This window comes from Paenibacillus amylolyticus, from assembly GCF_003719335.1.
GTDB lineage: Bacteria > Bacillota > Bacilli > Paenibacillales > Paenibacillaceae > Paenibacillus > Paenibacillus amylolyticus_D.
On the sequence record NZ_RIAS01000009.1, the window covers coordinates 47,034 to 65,081 of the forward strand.

14 protein-coding genes are annotated in these 18,048 nt (G+C 50.6%); 11 read left to right on the top strand and 3 right to left on the bottom strand.

All coding sequences use genetic code 11. The features are described from left to right. Window positions 1-52: 52 nt before the first annotated feature. Complete coding sequence (gene moaA / locus EC604_RS16805) at window positions 53-1,054, bottom strand: GTP 3',8-cyclase MoaA (RefSeq protein WP_123065268.1); 1,002 nt, start codon at window positions 1,052-1,054, stop codon at window positions 53-55. A gap of 134 nt (window positions 1,055-1,188) precedes the next feature. After that, on the bottom strand, window positions 1,189-3,399 hold the full coding sequence (locus tag EC604_RS16810) for a methyl-accepting chemotaxis protein (protein ID WP_123065269.1): 2,211 nt from the start codon (window positions 3,397-3,399) through the stop codon (window positions 1,189-1,191). Between the two features lie 506 nt (window positions 3,400-3,905). Between EC604_RS16810 and EC604_RS16815 the strand changes: the two genes are divergently transcribed. From EC604_RS16815 to EC604_RS16865, 11 genes are all read left to right on the top strand, one after another. Continuing rightward, window positions 3,906-4,751, top strand: a complete 846-nt coding sequence (locus EC604_RS16815) for an ABC transporter ATP-binding protein (protein ID WP_123065270.1) — start codon at window positions 3,906-3,908, stop codon at window positions 4,749-4,751. Further along, the gene (locus tag EC604_RS16820; RefSeq protein WP_123065271.1) at window positions 4,732-5,544 is read left to right on the top strand and encodes an ABC transporter permease; all 813 of its coding nucleotides are present in this window, start codon (window positions 4,732-4,734) and stop codon (window positions 5,542-5,544) included. The genes EC604_RS16815 and EC604_RS16820 overlap by 20 nt, the downstream gene beginning before the upstream one ends. Next, window positions 5,541-6,473, top strand: a complete 933-nt coding sequence (locus EC604_RS16825) for an ABC transporter permease (protein ID WP_240036966.1) — start codon at window positions 5,541-5,543, stop codon at window positions 6,471-6,473. The genes EC604_RS16820 and EC604_RS16825 overlap by 4 nt, the downstream gene beginning before the upstream one ends. A gap of 118 nt (window positions 6,474-6,591) precedes the next feature. Further along, window positions 6,592-7,656 carry an ABC transporter substrate-binding protein gene (locus tag EC604_RS16830; protein WP_240036968.1) on the top strand — a complete coding sequence of 355 codons (1,065 nt, stop codon included), beginning with the start codon at window positions 6,592-6,594 and terminating at the stop codon, window positions 7,654-7,656. A gap of 81 nt (window positions 7,657-7,737) precedes the next feature. Then, the gene (locus tag EC604_RS16835) at window positions 7,738-9,126 is read left to right on the top strand and encodes an aspartate aminotransferase family protein (RefSeq protein WP_123065272.1); all 1,389 of its coding nucleotides are present in this window, start codon (window positions 7,738-7,740) and stop codon (window positions 9,124-9,126) included. 24 nt (window positions 9,127-9,150) lie between these two features. Further along, on the top strand, window positions 9,151-10,425 hold the full coding sequence (locus EC604_RS16840) for a M20 family metallo-hydrolase (protein ID WP_123065273.1): 1,275 nt from the start codon (window positions 9,151-9,153) through the stop codon (window positions 10,423-10,425). Between the two features lie 4 nt (window positions 10,426-10,429). Next, window positions 10,430-11,311, top strand: a complete 882-nt coding sequence (locus EC604_RS16845) for a nitrilase-related carbon-nitrogen hydrolase (RefSeq protein WP_123065274.1) — start codon at window positions 10,430-10,432, stop codon at window positions 11,309-11,311. A 106-nt stretch (window positions 11,312-11,417) separates the two neighbouring features. Next, window positions 11,418-12,785 (top strand): NAD(P)-dependent oxidoreductase, encoded by a 1,368-nt coding sequence (locus EC604_RS16850; protein WP_123065275.1) that lies wholly within the window; start codon window positions 11,418-11,420, stop codon window positions 12,783-12,785. A 334-nt stretch (window positions 12,786-13,119) separates the two neighbouring features. Further along, window positions 13,120-14,415: an NAD-dependent dihydropyrimidine dehydrogenase subunit PreA gene (gene preA, locus EC604_RS16855; RefSeq protein WP_123065276.1), complete on the top strand. Its 1,296-nt coding sequence runs from the start codon at window positions 13,120-13,122 to the stop codon at window positions 14,413-14,415. Next, the gene (gene hydA / locus EC604_RS16860) at window positions 14,412-15,857 is read left to right on the top strand and encodes a dihydropyrimidinase (protein WP_123065277.1); all 1,446 of its coding nucleotides are present in this window, start codon (window positions 14,412-14,414) and stop codon (window positions 15,855-15,857) included. The genes preA and hydA overlap by 4 nt, the downstream gene beginning before the upstream one ends. Next, a complete protein-coding gene (locus EC604_RS16865) occupies window positions 15,857-16,096 on the top strand; it encodes a hypothetical protein (RefSeq protein ID WP_240036970.1) in 240 nt (79 codons plus the stop codon). The genes hydA and EC604_RS16865 overlap by 1 nt, the downstream gene beginning before the upstream one ends. Window positions 16,097-16,169: 73 nt before the next feature. Here EC604_RS16865 and EC604_RS16870 read toward each other — a convergent pair whose 3' ends face one another. Further along, window positions 16,170-17,885, bottom strand: coding sequence for a PucR family transcriptional regulator (locus EC604_RS16870; RefSeq protein WP_123065427.1), 1,716 nt, complete (start codon window positions 17,883-17,885; stop codon window positions 16,170-16,172). Window positions 17,886-18,048 lie beyond the last annotated feature (163 nt).

Here is an 18,048-nt window from a genome sequence, read left to right on the forward strand (position 1 = left end):
ATAACGAATGGTCCGTATTCCTTCCGTTCGGATAAGGAAGTCCGGCTTTCTTTTATCCACCGATCTGCGACATACGTCGTACCGTCGGGGTGTGGGATTGCATTTTTTTCTCCAGTGCCAGTGCCATTTCATGATTTTTCGGTTTGGTACCGAGTGCTTTCAGGAAAAGTGCAGCCATCGCATCGGGATCATCTACATAGCGGCGAACATTGTATTCATCTGACCAGTACAGACAAGCCTTGATATGTCCGTCCGCTGTAAGGCGCAGCCGATTACAGTTATCACAGAAGTGGTCACTGACCGGATGAATAAGACCAAATGTGCCTTGGGAGCCTGCAATTTTCATGTTGCGGGATGGACCGTTCCCGGCTGGGCCCTCAGTATTCTCAACCGTCCAGCCAGCCTCGGCGCACACATCCGTTACGGCCTCCAGTGGCAAATACGATTTGCGCCAGGAGTCGGAAGCATGCCCGATGGGCATGTATTCAATGAACCGCACATGCAGCGGCTGATCCATCGTCATAGCAATGAAATCTTTGATCTCATCATCATTAATGCCTTTCATGAGCACTACATTCAGCTTGATCGGTGCCAGGCCCACTGCAGTAGCTGCCTCGATACCCTTCAGCACCTTATTGACATCTCCACCGCGTGTGATCATAGAGAAGCGGTCAGCATGCAGGGAGTCCAGGCTAATATTAATGCGGTTCAGCCCAGCATCCTTCAAAGCCTTCGCCTGTTTGTCCAGCAGCAAGGCATTTGTGGTCAGTGCAATGTCTTCGATGCCATCAATGGCAGAGATCATGCCCACAAGTTTATGCAAATCCTTCCGTACCAGCGGTTCTCCCCCCGTGAGCCGAACCTTGCGCATGCCCATCGGGGCGAGCACTTTCAGCACTTCCGTAATTTCTTCATAACTCATAATTTCATCATGCGGAGCAAACTCCATGCCTTCCGCGGGCATGCAGTAGACACAACGCAGATTGCAGCGGTCCGTAACGGAAATACGGATGTAGTCATGTATGCGGCCAAATGAATCCTGAAGCAATTCCATGCAGACCACCCTTTCAACGGTTCAGATTGGAAATCTTCTATAGAAAATGATACGACAATTGTAAAAGCAACAGTTGCATCAAATTTTAGCTATTTCTCCAATCCGCGTCAATGATGACGTCCCGTGACAGCAATTTAGGCAGACTGATTCAATTGAAATTGGCTGACGACTTGCTGCAGGAAAAGGGTAATGGCCTCCACATCATGGGAGGATTGCTGAACCTTCAACATATCCCGGATCAACGCCATCATCTCGGCTTCCACCTCGGTAGAGGTCACCCGATTTTGGTGGCTGATGGCAGCGATATTTTCCATTAAAAATACGACCTGATCGACGACTTGGGTACGCTCCGCTTCTTCGGCAGTGGCTTTTTGGAGAAGCTCTGATGCTGCTTGAACCAGTGTTGTTCCTTCTGCAAGCACCTGATCTCCTTCGGTGATTTGCTTGGATGCTGCGCTTGCAGCCGTCGAGATCCGATCTAAAATCTGATGAATGTCCTCCGTGGAGGAGCGGGACACATCAGCCAGCTTGCGAATCTCTTCAGCGACAACCGAGAATCCGCGTCCATGCTCTCCCACACGAGCGGCTTCGATTGTCGCATTTAATGCAAGCAGGTTGGTCTGTGCCGATATTTCTTCAATGACCGCTAAAGCGCGGTAGATGTCTTTCATTGTGCCAAGGAAGGAGAGAATCGTCTGGTTTGTATCCGACACGGCACTGGAGATTTGAATCATTTTATCACCGATGCGATCTACTTCCTGTCTGGCTACACCAATCTGTTCATTGGCGGATGCCTCCAACTGCTTTAGGGTTAATCGCATATGATCGGCGGCCAGCTTTGCTTGATCCAGGTCTTGTAATTGTGTACGGGTAGCTTGAATCATTGAACCAAGCTTGAGGTTGACGCGGTCAGTAGTCACTTGAGTAGTCTCTGTAGATGCACGCATCAGATGCTGATTATCCATCACGTCCACCGTAGCACGCTGCACTTTGAGCATAATGCTCTCCAGAGAATCGATCATGTTATTAATCCATTTGGCCAGTTCACCTGATTCATCTTGAGCAAAAGCGTTCGTATCCAGACGCTGGGTAAGATCACCTTTCCCCTCTGCATTCACTCGAATGAATTGACTGAGACTGCGCAAGTCCCTATGGACGCGATTGTATTGTTTGCGATGAAGCTGGAATGCACCAAAGAATCCAAAGATGATATGAAAGCCAGCGATTGCAGCTGCGTTCCATCCACTGCCTGTCAGCGCAAAAATCAAGGCGGCAGCCAGAACAGCCGAGAGCGTAATATAGAAGCTATGCTGTTTGAATTGTCGCCATCCGATACTGCGTATTCGGTATACTTCTTCCAGATCACCTTCACACATCATGCCCCAGCGATCCGGGCAGTGAGGAAGTTGAAAGGTGATACCTTTACCGATGACGGGAATATGGCGGTAATCCGAATAACCGGGATAGGCCACAAACAGATTGGAGCCATTTTGAATCGTTTTCGATACCCCCGGATGCAATTGGCCGGTGGAGGGATCGGTGAACATCAGCTCAAGCTCTGTATGCTTCTGGACAGACACGATGCCCCAATCGGTGGTCACACCGTCTTTCAGGTTTTCCCCATGCGTAAATGTTCGGTCCTCGAAGCGGCTGCGAGATAGAGCGGTACCTGGTTGCAGCTCAGGCCGCAATACAGACTCAGCCATAAACAGATAGTTATCCCCTGAATCCGGGTAGATATGTCCCGATTCACGCTGAATGAGATCACCAAGCACGTCGCCAGGAATACGGCTGCATAAAGCACCCGCATACTTACCTTGTTGCACGATAGGGGCAATGAACATCAAGGTAATGGCGTCATGAAATGTGGACGAGCGTGGCCCGATCTCCAGTGTAAGCGGATCAGAATACGGACCATAAAGACACTTCTGACCATGTATGCCTGCTTGTGCATGGCTCAATCCGTGACCGAAGGATATATTCTCGTGAGGGTTATAACGTTGACCTATATGTTTCTGATATGTAGAAAATGAAACTTCATGCTGCTCGTTAAGAATGAACAATTCCGTGCTATCCTGAGTTCGTGCGTAGCTCGCCTTAAACCAGGTATCCAGCTTCTCTGCCTGTGGTGATCCGGGCTTCGCATCTTGGAGGTCAACCGATTCGATCTGCTGAAGCAATCGATCCAGATGACTCCACTGATCACTCGCCCAATCCATCAATAACTGTCTTCTTGTCTCCGCGATCCCTTCAAAAATGTGCTCCACATCTTCCTTACGGTGTGCGTTCAACCGATAAGACCACCACAGCGGCAACCCTTTTTTCCATCCCAGCCAATCAAACATGATGACCACCCCAAATTTTGGATTTAAAAAGATTTGAACAGCCCTCAAACATGTTGTCTTCAATGATTTTGTGATAATTCAAGCTATAGTTGGTACAACTGTATCCCACCATGGCTTTATTCCAATCTCTGTCTATATCCATCGTTATACATGAAATCTCATAGGATTACGAGGGGATATGTCATATTTTCCGAATATTTCATCAATTAATACAAATGAATATACGCTGTTTGCAGAAGAAGGAGTAAAGAGGAGAGTTTAATTTATGGCAGATATACGTTACTTCATGTCACAACAAATGTGTAGCTTATGTGCTGAGAACCAATCTCATTTTACAGTTTGTCACATGTTCAAGCCCATACTCCAAACAGTTTGTATAATGTAATTTTCAGTCAAAGCGATATAGTAGTATCTAACAAGTCAACCCGTTACGTTTGTGTAGGTTAACCTACCACCGTTCAACCTTGATGTCTCCAACCATCCCATCCTTCCAAAGGAGAATGCCTATGACCTCTCCCTCTGTTGTATCACTTCATCAATCCACGAAAAGTACCTCTGAACAGCTTCTTATTGATGTGGACCATGTTTCTGTCGTCTTTGGTAGCGGACCTCAGCAAGTAAAAGCCTTATCCGATGTGACGTTTCATATTGCATCCAATGAATTTGTCTCCCTGTTAGGTCCTTCCGGCTGTGGCAAATCAACGCTGCTCCGCATTGTTGCTGATCTTCTTCAGCCAACAACAGGCCGTGTTCGGATCGCAGGACAAGAACCGAAGCAGGCAAGGCTGCAAAGGGAGTTCGGCATCGTTTTTCAGACTCCGGCTCTGTTCGATTGGCGTACGGTGCGCCACAATGTAGAACTGCCGCTGGAACTACGGGGTACCCGGCGAAAAGAGTGTCGACGCATTAGCAGTGAACTGCTGGATAGGGTTGGACTGACTAGATTTGCAGATCATTATCCATGGCAGCTGAGCGGAGGGATGCAGCAACGCGTGTCTATTGCACGTGCACTGGCACTTGATCCACCCCTTCTACTAATGGATGAGCCGTTCTCTGCGCTGGATGAATTCACCAAAGAAAAACTGCAGATGGAACTGCTTGAGATTAAACGTTCTACCGGAAAAACCTTCCTCTTTGTTACCCATAGCATCCCCGAAGCAGTCTTTTTATCGGACCGCATCATCGTACTCTCTGCCCATCCGGGCCAAGTGCATTCGATCCATTCCGTGAACCTTCCAGCCGAGCGAGAGAGCCAGTTGAGGGAAACCGAATCCTTCTATCAGATGATAACGACGATTCGTAACTGTTTTCATGAGGAGCGTGATAAAGCCCATGTTCCTTCGTTTGTTTAAACCGGGTTACCGTGCCTGGGTGATGATATGGATCATATCGATTTTCGTCCTTTGGGAAGGGCTGGCGTGGATGCTGCATCTGTTTATGTCTCCGCAGCAGGCCACTTCTCGTCTGCCATATCTTCACATTGTCATGGAGTCGTTCTTCCGTCACTGGAGCACGCTGGCGGAGCAAGGCTCGGTTACCTTTGGCAATGCTGCCATCGGTTTTGCCGGCGGAACATTGCTAGGGGCATCACTGGCACTGCTCATGAGTGCCGCGGTCTGGATTGAACGCACGTTGTCTCCTTACGTGGTGTCTTCACAGATGGTTCCGGTCATCGGGCTTGCTCCGATCGTATATGGCATTATTCATAACGCCGAGTGGGCGCGAATTGTCATGGCGGCGTATGTCACCTTTTTCCCGGTCATCATCCATACCTTAAAAGGTTTGAAAAGTGTTTCTCCTCAGCATCTGGAACTCATGCGTGCCTACGGCACTTCGTGGAGGGCACGTTATGTAAAGTGTTTACTGCCTTCGGCACTTCCTGGTCTATTCTCCGGCATGAAAATTGCGGCTCCACTCGCAGTGACCTCCTCGATTGTCGTGGAATTGATGGGAGCACCTGATGGACTTGGCGTACTGATGGTCAGCTCGCTGTATTATGGTTCAGCACAAGCAGGTATGTTCTGGGCAACCATCATGCTCAGCATGGGCATCGGACTCATCTCCTATCTGTTCATCAGCTTGGCTGAACGTTGGCTTACCCCATGGCAGCCCGAATTCAGACCCAAAGGAGGGGAGCAGCCGTGAGCAAAAGCAGTGTATTCCAGCGAAAACGTGATGAAGGAACCACAAGCGGAGCTACGGGGCAACCTCTTCCTGGCAACAGGGGTTGGGGACAACAAGCGGAACCTTCGTCCTCATCTACTGGCCGCTCCCGCACAGGTATTCAGCGTATTGGCATGAAGCTTGGCAGGATGCTTCGCAGCCTATTGCCATGGCTCGCAGGCGGAATCTTTCTAACATTGTGGCAACTGCGCTTCTTTCATGTGCTGCTGTCACTGGAAGATTATCAGTTGCCCGTACCCTCTGCCATTGCTGCATCTATCCGGGACAATGCCGAGATGCTCTTCCGCTATGCCATCTACAGTGGTACCGAGATGTTGGGCGGTTTTCTGATTGGTTCTCTGCTAGGGGCTCTGGCTGCGATGGGAGCTTCACTTTTCGCGAATAGTGGCAGGGCAGCCGTCACAGTCCTGTCTGCACTAAATGCTGTTCCGATTGTGGCTCTGGCTCCCATCATGAACAACTGGTTCGGAGACGGGATCTGGTCACGTATTGCCGTCGTGTCGGTCATAACGATGGCCGCGATGGCTGTCAGCCTGTTCAAAGGGCTGACCTCTATTCAGCCGCAGTATGAAGAACTGCTGAGCAGCTTGGCGGCGAGCAGGAAACAGTTCTTTTGGAAGCTGAGGATGCCCCATGCGTTGCCATCTCTCTTTGCGGGTTTGAAAATCAACATGTCGACCAGTATTATCGGCGCTATTGTAGGGGAGTTTTTTATCGCTTCCCAAGGGCTGGGTTACTTGCTCTCTGATCAGATTCGGCTCGCCAACATGCCGCTGGCCTGGTCCTGTATCGTCATCGCAGCGATCCTCGGCATTGTGCTCTATGAGACGGTTGTTCTGGCTGAAAAACGCCTGCTTCACTGGAGTCGTGTGCATACTATCCCTCAATAACATTCTGAAATCTGAAATTATGAAATCTGAAATGCTCTGTTTTCTAGCGGAAAATCCGTTCTCCATCTCGCCGTACCGTTTAACAAAATCCATATATAAACAGGGGGTTGTTCTGGACATGTACAAAACGATGAAGCCGGGTTTAGGGATGTTGATCTTGTGTGTGGTGCTGGTGCTGGCAGCATGTTCTACAAAAACGGAGCCGGCAGCACAGCCAGCCGCTGCAAGCTCGGGTGGTTCAGGAACCGCGGAGCAGCCATTAACCAAAGTGAAGATTCAGCTTAAATGGGTACCACAGGCACAGTTTGCCGGAATATATGCCGCGAAGGAACAAGGTTTTTTTGCAGAAGAAGGTATTGATGCGGAGATTATTCCAGGAGGCCCGGATATCGTTATCGAGCAACAGGTCGTTAATGGTGCAGCCGATGTGGGGATTACGGGAGTGGACAGCTTGCTGGTCAGCCGGGATAACGGTCTCCCCCTCGTTTCACTTGCCCAGATTTCACAGAAGAGTAGCTATCGACTGATTGCGAAGAAGTCCGCAGGAATTACCGATCCGGCACAGATGAAAGGCAAGAAGGTGAGTACCTGGTTTGGAAGTCAGCAATTTCAGGTGCTTGCTTTTATGGAGAGGAATGGACTTGATCCGAAAAAAGATATCGAGCTGGTGAAGCAGGGCTTTACGATGGATCAGTTTTTCAATGATCAGGTGGATGTGGCTACAGCCACGATTTATAACGAATATCACGTTGTACTGGAAAGCGGCACAAAGGAATCCGATCTGAACGTGTTCAACATTGAGGACGCCGGAGTCGGCATGCTGGAGGATACGCTGATTGCCAAGAAGGACTGGGTGGATAATAACCGTGAATTGGCGGTAAAAGTAACCCGGGCCATCCTGAAAGGCTGGAACTATGCCATTGATCATCAGGATGAGACGGTGGACATCGTGATGAGTAATGTGACCGAGGGCAGTACAACTCGTGAACATCAAGTGACGATGCTCGAAGAGATTGCCAAGCTGATTCGTCCGGAAGGATTTACCGAGAAGCAAGTGGGAAGCTTTGTTGACGAATCGTTTACCCGTACGGCAGATATTGCACTGAAATATGGGCTAATCAAGAAAGCAGCCAATCTGGATGAAGCGCTAGAGAAGAGTATATATGAAGAGGCCGTGAAATAAGCCTGCCTTACATGAATCTACGGACGAGACTGACATTGGAACGTTGTAATACGGATCATATCAGAGAAGGGAGCACGGTGGATGAGTTCTGTGGATCAGCAATCACAACGTCTGGGCGGTACGAAGGAAGAATGGCTGGAGAAGGATCGCAAATATGTCTGGCACCACATCTCACCGCATAACGATCACCCGTTGATTGCCGTTAGCGGTGAGGGGAGCTGGATTACGGATCAGGAGGGTAAACGTTACCTCGATGCCATGTCGGGTTTGTGGTGCGTCAATGTAGGGCATGGACGTGAGGAGATTGCCAAACGTGCCTACGATCAGATGAAAACTCTCGCGTATATCCCGATGACACAGAGCCATGAACCGGCGATTTTACTGGCCGAGAAGCTGAATGAATGGCTTGAGGGAGAGTATCGAATCTTTTTCTCTAATTCAGGTTCGGATGCCAATGAGGTGGCTTTCAAAATAGCCCGTCAGTTCCACCATCAGAACGGTGAGCCCGCGCGTCATAAATTCATCTCTCGTCACCGTGCCTATCACGGTAACTCTATGGGGGCACTGGGCGCCACAGGGCAGGCTGCACGCAAGATCAAATACGAGCCGCTCGGTGTAGGCTTCTCCCATGTTCCTCCGCCGTACTGTTACCGCTGTCCGTTTGGAAAAAGTAAAGATAGCTGCGGGCTTGAATGTGCCGCCATCTATGAGGAAGTCATTCAATGGGAAGGCCCGGAGACGGTGGCTGCTGTAATTATGGAGCCGGTGATTACCGGTGGCGGTATGATTGTTCCTCCGCCAGATTATATGCGCAGGGTACAGGACATCTGCCAGCGCTATGGTGTGCTGTTCATTGTTGACGAGGTAATTTGCGGCTTTGGCCGCTCCGGACAGAAGTTCGGTCATCAGAATTATGGTGTGCAGCCGGATATCATCACAATGGCCAAAGGCATGACGAGTGCCTACGCTCCGTTATCCGCCACGGCGATAAGAGCCGACTTGTATCCATCTTTTCGTGAGCCTGGAACGGATAACCACTTTCGCCATGTGAACACGTTTGGCGGAAATCCGGTGTCCTGTCAGGTTGCGCTGGCAAATCTGGAGATTTTGGAAAGGGAACAACTGGTCAGCCGGGCTGCGGAACTGGGTCAGCTTCTTGGTGAGAAGTTAGAGCCGCTGCTTGAACTTCCTTCCGTAGGTGATATCCGTCTATTCGGATTCACCTGCGGCATCGAGATGATCGAGCCGGACGGTTCTCCGGCGACAACAGAGAACGTCATGCAGGTGCTGGCTCATTGTAAACGGGAAGGCATCCTGATCGGCAAGAACGGAGACACGGTGCCGGGCTTTGCGAACATTTTGACCCTATCCCCGCCCTTTGTCACCACAGAGGAAGAACTGGACCTTATCGTAAGTCATTTGTTTACTGCACTTCGCAGTCTGGATGAGGGTAGGCATGAGTTGATTTAATCCGCGACAAGGAGGAGAGGAAGGATGCAGACCATAACCGAGTTATCCATTAATCAGCTGAGGCTGGATGAACATATTGAACAGTTAGCTCAGATCGGCAAGATCGGAGATACAGGGGTATGCAGGCTTGCGCTTACTCCAGAGGACATAGAGGGCATCAATCAGGTCAGGTTTTGGATGGAGAAGGCAGGCCTTGTGACTCGAATGGATGCTTTCGGTAATCTGATTGGCCGCCTGGAAGGAACGGATTCAGCTAAACCGATCCTGATGGTCGGTTCACATATCGACTCCCAGCCTTATGGAGGACGTTATGACGGTGCGATCGGTGTACTGGGTGCGCTGGAGGCCGTGCAGTGTTTGGTTGAACAAGGCATACAGCCTCGCATGGCAATTGAAGTGATTGCTTTTTGCGATGAAGAGGGATCGAGGTTTAACAAAGGTTTATTTGGTTCCCGCGGCATTACAAACCAGTTGGAGGAGGGGGAGCTGGAACGCCAGGATAAAAACGGGGTGAAGCGCCGGGAGGCACTGGCATCCTTCGGATGTTCACCATCTGAATTCGCGGCAGCGGTATATCCTCCCGGTTCCATTGGCAGTTATCTGGAGCTGCATATTGAGCAGGGGCCTGTGCTTGAAGCTATGGACGCTCAGGTCGGTCTAGTGACAGGCATCTCGGGTCCGCTCTGGCTCACGGTGACGATGAAGGGGATGGCGGGGCACGCAGGCTCGGTTCCTATGGTTATGCGTCATGATGCACTTGTGGGCAGTGCCAAAGTGATTGCGGCCTTTGACGATATGGTCCGTGAAGATCCGGGAGCACCCACTGTCGGTACGGTAGGAAGTCTGAGGGTATTTCCGGACTCGAGGAATATCATTCCTGAAGAAGTAAGCTTTACCGTGGATCTACGTGATATGGAGATGGAACGCCGAAACGGGCTGGAAGCCCGTTTGATGACATTGCTGGATGAAGTCAGCTCCCAATATGGTCTGACCTATACCGTCACCGAGGATACCAACAGTGAACCGCGATATTGTGCCGAGTCAATGATGTCCATCATTCGCTCTTCCGCGGAAGAGATGGGGATCGTGATGCCTGAATTGATGAGTGGCCCGTTCCATGATGCGCTTGCATTATCTTATGTGTGCGATTATGGCATGATTTTTGTCCGCAGTAAGGACGGTATCAGTCATCATCCCAGTGAATATTCCTCTTCTGAGGATATTGCGTTAGGTACGGAGGTGCTCTATCGCACCATTCGCAAGATGTGCACCGGTAATCCACCAAAGGAGGCGGGATAACGTTATGGCAAAGATCAGCATCGGTTTGATTCAGGCTTCCCATGAGATTGAAGGCTCGGCCCCGGTTGAAGTGCATAAGGAGGCATCCATTCAGAAGCATATTACACTTGTACGCGAAGCGGCAGCACGAGGGGCAAAGATTATCGGACTGCAGGAAGTGTTTTACGGGCCATACTTTTGCACAGAACAAACCCCAAAATGGTATGCATCCGCAGAGCAGGTTCCCGAAGGGCCGACGACCCGGCGTTTTCAGGAACTGGCGAAGGAGCTTGCTGTTGTCCTTATTTTGCCTGTGTACGAAGTAGAGGGCATTGCTTCTTATTACAATACGGCGGCGGTGATTGATGCAGATGGAACGTATCTGGGCAAATACCGCAAACATCATATTCCGCATGTCGAGGCGGGAGAGGGGACGAACGGCTTTTGGGAAAAGTATTATTTTAAACCCGGTAATCTGGGTTATCCGGTATTTGATACGGCTTACGCCAAAGTGGGCGTGTATATCTGTTACGATCGTCATTTTCCTGAAGGGGCACGATTGCTGGGGCTGGCAGGGGCAGAAATTGTTTTTAATCCATCGGCTACAGTGGCAGGCACCTCGGAGTATTTATGGAAGCTGGAACAGCCAGCCCATGCGGTAGCCAACGGATACTATGTAGCGGCAATCAACCGTGTGGGCATGGAGGCGCCGTGGAACATGGGTGAGTTTTATGGACAGTCGTATCTGGTGGACCCGCGAGGGCGCATGGTTGCGATGGGCAGCAGGGATCGGGATGAAGTGGTCATTGGCGAGATGGATACGGAGTTGATCCGTGAGGTACGTAACGTGTGGCAGTTTTACCGAGATCGCAGACCGGAGACGTATGAACATCTGGTGAGCTTGTAGATCGGATTTAGGGCGTTGTTGCGGGAGGCATAGGCTTGGCATTTGTCTGGCATATCAATGGATGGTACGGCAGAAATCTTAAATCCGCGGGAGGTGCGTGATATTGATGAACCGTTCTGGAACAGCATGGTCGGATTACGGCTGGGAAAATCGTTTTAGCGAGATGAAACCAGCCATGACCAATAAGGAAGCAATGGAAGAGTCTAACCGCTGTCTGTATTGTTACGATGCCCCTTGTATTAAGGCATGTCCTACGGATATCAATATTCCTTCGTTTATCAAAAAAATAGCAACAGGACATCTCAAAGGGTCGGCTCGTACCATCATGGATGCCAATCCGGTTGGCGCGAGTTGCGCACGTGTCTGCCCTACAGAAGAGTTATGTGAGGGGGCCTGTGTGCTGAACGAGTCCTCCAAACCGATCCGCATTGGTGACCTGCAACGCTATGCGACAGACTGGGCAAGGGAGAGGCATGAACCGCTGTTTCATGCAGCACCTGATAACGGGAGAAGTGTTGCTATTGTTGGAGCTGGGCCGGCGGGGCTATCAGCCGCACGCGAATTGGGTCGGGCTGGATATGACGTGACTATCTATGAAGCCAAAGCAAAGGGCGGCGGACTGAATACCTATGGCATCGTATCCTTCCGTTTGCCGGAGTCGGTCCCATTATGGGAAGTCGAGCAGGTGGAGGCACTGGGAGTAAAGATTCGATACGGTGTACGGGTTGGTGTAGATATAGCGGCCCCCGAGTTGCTGGAGCAACATGAGGCTGTCATTCTCGCATGTGGGATGGGAGCGGTCCCGATGCTGGGCATTGAAGGGGAGACGCTGGAAGGCGTCTATGATGCGATTGAACTTGTGGAAACGACCAAACAGGGTGTACCGCCGGCACTGCATGGTCTGAATGTAGCTGTAATTGGTGCAGGCAATACGGCAGTGGATGCAGCGACTTGTTCGGTGCGCCTGGGTGCGGAGCGAGTACAGATGTTGTATCGGCGCGGAGAGCAACAGATGACGGCCTATGCATTTGAGTACACGTTTGCCAAGCAGGAGGGCGTGGAGTTTCGTTGGTTTACGATGCCCCGGCGTATTCTTGGAGACGAGAATGGCAGGGTTCGAGCAGTGGAATGTGTGAAAATGGAACTTGTAACCCCACCCGGCGGCAGACGTGCGATGCCTGTGGCGGTGGAGAATTCATCCTTTATTATCGAATGTGACACGGTGATTCGGGCTATTGGACAAAATCGGTTATTGCCGCTCATTGAGGCGTTCGAGCTAAAACATCATGGAGGTGTGGTAGAAGTCGAGGCGCATACGTATCGTACCTCACATCCTCAGGTGTATGCGGCAGGAGACGTCATTTTTGGTCAAGGCCAAGGAGAAGCGATGGTCGTTTCAGCGGCACAACAGGGTAAATGTGTCGCGGCCACGATCATGAAGATGTTGCCTGGTCGCTCGGAAGAGAGCGCGTAAGGAAGTGTGAAAGTCACATCTTTCTCAGAAACGCATCTCCACGAGAGATCATACCGGCTCCAAATCGGCTAACGATCACCAGACACCTTATTTCGGCAAAAACAAGGCATGTGAAATTCTAACGATCACCACGAAGCTTATTTCACCCAAAACCTGTGGATTCAGGCCGGAAATGGACAAAAAGAGCAATATAACGCTCCTACGGATCGTTAGAATTCCCAAAGGCTGAATTTCAGCTAAATAAGAGCTGTGGAGATTGTTAGAGAGCTATCTTTGTTTACGTTCATCTTAGCAAGCGTAGATTCACTCCAAATCACATCAAGGAGGGTTCGATATGGCTGACTTATCCATCAATCTGGCAGGCATCCGGTCACCTAATCCATTCTGGCTTGCCTCGGCACCACCGACAAATACCGGGTACCAGGTACAGCGTGCGTTTGAGGCGGGCTGGGGAGGTGCGGTGTGGAAGACACTCGGCGAGCCGATCATTAACACTTCCTCCCGCTTTGCGGCAGTACATTTTGGCGGTCAGCGTGTGGCGGGATTTAACAATATTGAGCTGATCTCCGACCGTCCACTGGAGGTCAATCTGCGCGAGATTGCCGAGACGAAGAAACGCTTCCCTGACCGCGCCGTCGTGGCATCTCTAATGGTGGAACCCAAGCGGGAAAAGTGGCATGAAATTGTAAAAAAGGTTGAGGCTGTCGGCGTAGATGGTCTGGAACTGAACTTTGGATGTCCGCACGGTATGGCAGAACGAGGCATGGGCGCTGCTTCAGGCCAACAGCCTGATCTTGTCGAGTCGCAGACGATGTGGGTAAAAGAGGTGGCTTCCACACCAGTCATCGTAAAGTTGACACCTAACATTACAGATATTACGGCAACGGCCCGGGCGGCTGTACGTGGTGGTGCAGATGCGATCTCACTCATCAATACAATCAATTCTCTCGCTGGCGTTGATCTGGACTCCTGGAACACCGTGCCGCATGTAGGCGGCAAGGGAGCACACGGTGGATACTGTGGCCCGGCTGTAAAACCCATCGCGCTTAACATGGTAGCGGAATGCGCCCGTCATCCCGAAGTTGGTGTGCCGATTTCGGGTATCGGCGGTATATCCGACTGGCGCGATACGGCTGAATTTCTGCTGATGGGCGCAACGGGAGTACAGGTATGTACAGCGGCGATGCACCATGGATTCCGCATTGTGGAGGACATGATTGAAGGGCTGAACGATTACTTGGATGAAAAAGGACTTCAGAGTGTAGCCGAACTGGTCGGTCAGACCGTACCAAGATACTCGGATTGGGGCAATCTGGACCTCAACTACAAAGTGGTTGCCCGCATCAATCGGGATGTATGCATCAATTGCAACAAGTGCCACATTGCCTGTGAAGACACATCCCATCAATGTATTGATATGTTAACCGACCCGGCAGGTGCTTATCTTGAAGTGGTAGAGGAGGATTGTGTCGGCTGTAATCTGTGTTCCATCGTCTGCCCGGTGGACGGTGCGATCGAGATGATTGAGCTTGCACCAGAACAGGAGCCTGTTACCTGGAATGAACGTCAGTCGGCGATTTCCCTGCTGCAATCCATTCATAATCCATCAGCCAAGGAGGCGATTTCATGAGTACGCGCACATTGATTCGCGGTGGTATTTTGGTGACGGCATCAGATACCTTTGAGGCTGATCTATTGATCACAGCAGGGAAAATAGCACAGATCGGTATCGGGTTAATCCCCGATGATCAGACAGAAGTACTTGATGCAGGAGGCTGTTATATCATACCTGGTGGTATCGATCCCCATACTCATCTCGATATGCCGTTTGGCGGCACGGTCACAGCGGATGATTTTGCTACGGGCACAAAGGCTGCGGCCTTTGGCGGCACCACAACCATTATTGACTTTTGTCTGACTCAGAAAGGCCGTCCATTATCCGAATCTCTGCAGGAATGGCATCGCAAAGCCGAGGGAAAGGCAGTCATTGACTATGGATTTCACCTAATGATTGGCGAGATGAATGAGCAGGTGCTGGAAGAACTGCCGCAGATGATTGAAGAGGAGGGCGTATCCTCCTTCAAGGTGTTTATGGCATACAAAAACCAGTTTCAGGCCGATGATGGCATCCTCTTTCAGACGTTGCAAAAAGCCAAAGACTACGGTGCACTTGTCATGGTGCACGCCGAGAACGGGGATGTCATTGACCTGCTTGTGAAGCAGGCGCTCGCTGAAGGTCACACAGCACCGATTCATCATGCACTGACCCGCCCCTCCATGCTGGAGGGAGAAGCGACGGGACGTGCCGCCCGTTTGGCCGCACTGGCGGATTCGCAGCTGTATGTGGTGCATGTTACTTGTGGCGAAGCCGCCGAGCAGATCGCGCGTATGCGTGAGATGGGATACCGAATCTGGGGAGAGACATGTCCGCAATATCTGACGCTGGATCAGTCCATAATGGATCAGCCGGACTTTGAGGGTGCCAAATATGTTTGGTCACCTCCTCTGAGGGAGAAGGGGCATCAGGAAGCGCTGTGGAATGCGCTGCAAAGTGGGCAGTTGCAGACGATTGGTTCGGATCATTGCTCGTTTAACTTCAAGGGGCAGAAGGATCTGGGCAAAGATGACTTCAACAAAATTCCTAACGGGGGGCCTGTCATTGAGGACCGGCTAAGTATTCTATATTCGGAGGGCGTAGCGAAAGGCCGGATATCGCTCAATCAATGGGTTGATTTGTGCTCAACCAGGGCCGGCAAATTATTCGGATTATTTCCACAGAAGGGAACCCTCGCGGTAGGGACGGATGCAGATATTGTTATTTTTGACCCTTCCGTAACTAGGATAATTTCGGCGGAAACACATCATATGAACGTGGATTATAGCGCGTTCGAAGGCATGCAGGTGCAGGGGTGCCCGGTGACCGTGTTCTGTCGTGGCGAGTATGTGATACGGGATCGGCAGTATGTGGGCAATGCAGGGGCAGGACAATATGTAAAGCGCAACAAATACGATGCAGGAGCACCGATTCCATCGAGGCAACCGGTGACTGCCGTTCATGGGGGGCGGAACTAATGTCGGAACTACTGTCAGAACACGAGGCATTTGAATTGGAGAAGCTGGCAATTGAGCGTTTGGTTGCACAGGGGTATCGAATCTATTCTGTCCGGGAGCATCTGGAGGGAGCTCATGTGACATGGGTACATCCTGAGCTTCCGGGAGAAAATGTGGAGCAGTATGTGGGGACAGCCTCGGGCCGAAAGTGGTTCAGCCACATACTCATACGTCAGCTACAGGAACAGCGAAGCGCATAGTGTAGTATGTGATGGGTATGGCTTGGCTGCCATTTACCCATCTGAGTCCCTAACACTTCCAGACATATACTCTTTATATAAGTGATCCATGCTCATATTCGTAAGCATAGAGCGCAAGTTCCGTGGCAACCCGTTTCTCGGGTAGAAGGTAGTCTTTTCCCAAAAGCGATTCAATTTTGTCCAACCGATGGTACAACGTCTGTCTGACGATAAACAGTGCACTTGCCGTCTCTTGTTTGGAGCAGCAAAGTGTCAGGTATTGTTTCAGTGTAAGGAGTAGCTGACCTCCCTTCTCCGAATCATACCGAATCAGTGGCCCCAAGTATTCGTTGATAAAATCAGTTAAGCTACCGCTCTGTTTCATACTGGCGATGATGCGGTAACAGTGCAGGTTACTGTAAAAGGGCTGCTCCATTACTCCGATATCTTTCTGAATACGCAGCGTTTCCTTGGCGGATTCAAGACTCTCTCGCAGGCGTGGGTATTCCGAATAGTGCTGACCGATACCATACAGACCGGAGAAGAGCTGGTGAGTTTGCTCCTGCTCGTGCTGCCGAAGCTGTTGAATACAGGACCAAAGATTAGATTTACGAAGAGATGCAACCTGTGGGTCGATGACAATGAGAATGATCTGGAGATTAAGCACAGTACTGTAGAGGGTGAAGCCTTCCCGGGCAAATACGGAGCGGGCAACGATATTACGCTGGATCAGTATCTTTTGCAGTCTGAGACTGTCGTGCTGCGCAGGACTGCTGTCGAATAACACAACTGCGGCCTGTCCTGTACAGAGAGCCGGATTTACCGCTGCAAGATATTCATGAATTTCTTTGGCGGAGTGATGTCCGTTTAACCAGTCAATGACCCACATATCCTCCTTATACCGCCGTTTTTCCTCCATGTACTGGGTACGCATCCAATCCTGGGCTATGGCGGCAGCACATCGCTCCAGCGCATGAAAAACGTACTCGTCGGATGGGTGCGTGAGATCGGGAATGGGAGGATCAGGGTCTGTGTGTTTGTGAGGGAAAAGGATAAGATCGGCAAAGGTGTACTCCAGTGCCTGGACAGGGATGCTGATTGGATTCATTGTGAGCTGCCCGGAAAAAGGGTCTGTTACCTTCACAGCCGCAGCGTTCCCTGTATAACGGTCATGGTTAGCGTGAGCCATCAATTCACGCTGTTCCAACCACTGTTGTCTCCGCTTCTCCAGTTGTTCAGGTGGGACATAAGGTATGGCTGTAGCTTCACCTTCCAGCGGATATAAGGCGACAGCATACCCGGTATTGCGTGACAGCAGACGCAGTAACGGCTGTACACCATCCCCATTCAGCAACAGCTGATGAAAGGAGGTGGTGAGCTGATCCAGTTCCGCGACCATACGCTGATGACTGCGAATCAGGGCAAAATGCAAATCCTGTGTAATATCAACATACCGGACTTGTTCATGAAACCAGATTAGCGGGAAATCTTCCGCCTCAGCCAGTTGTTTCATCGCCTCAAGCTGTGATCGCGTATGTTCCCCGAGTTCAATGCATAACCCTGCGGCACCGCAGGCAATCAATTGTTGCAGAAAAGACAGACCATGCGACTTGCCTTCAGGCCAGCCGATCCCTGTTGTCAGCACCAATTCTCCGCCGCTCAGCAAGCCCCCAATCTCAGGAACCTCCATAATATGTACCCAGCGTACGTAGCGCTCCAATGCGCGATGGCTGGCAAGGTACTCGGCCTTGCGAAACACAGGACGTTTCAGCATGTCTCTAACTTGGATATGAAGCGTGGTCTCCCCCACACGATCACCGCCCTTTCCCATGACTCATCTGTAGATTTGATACAAAGGGTACTGGATTTAGGGTGTTTGCTTGCTGGATTTTTAAAGATAAGTATACGTTTATTCAGAATAGATGAGATTAAACCTGACGCTCATTTGGTCTAGATAACAAAAATAATTCATC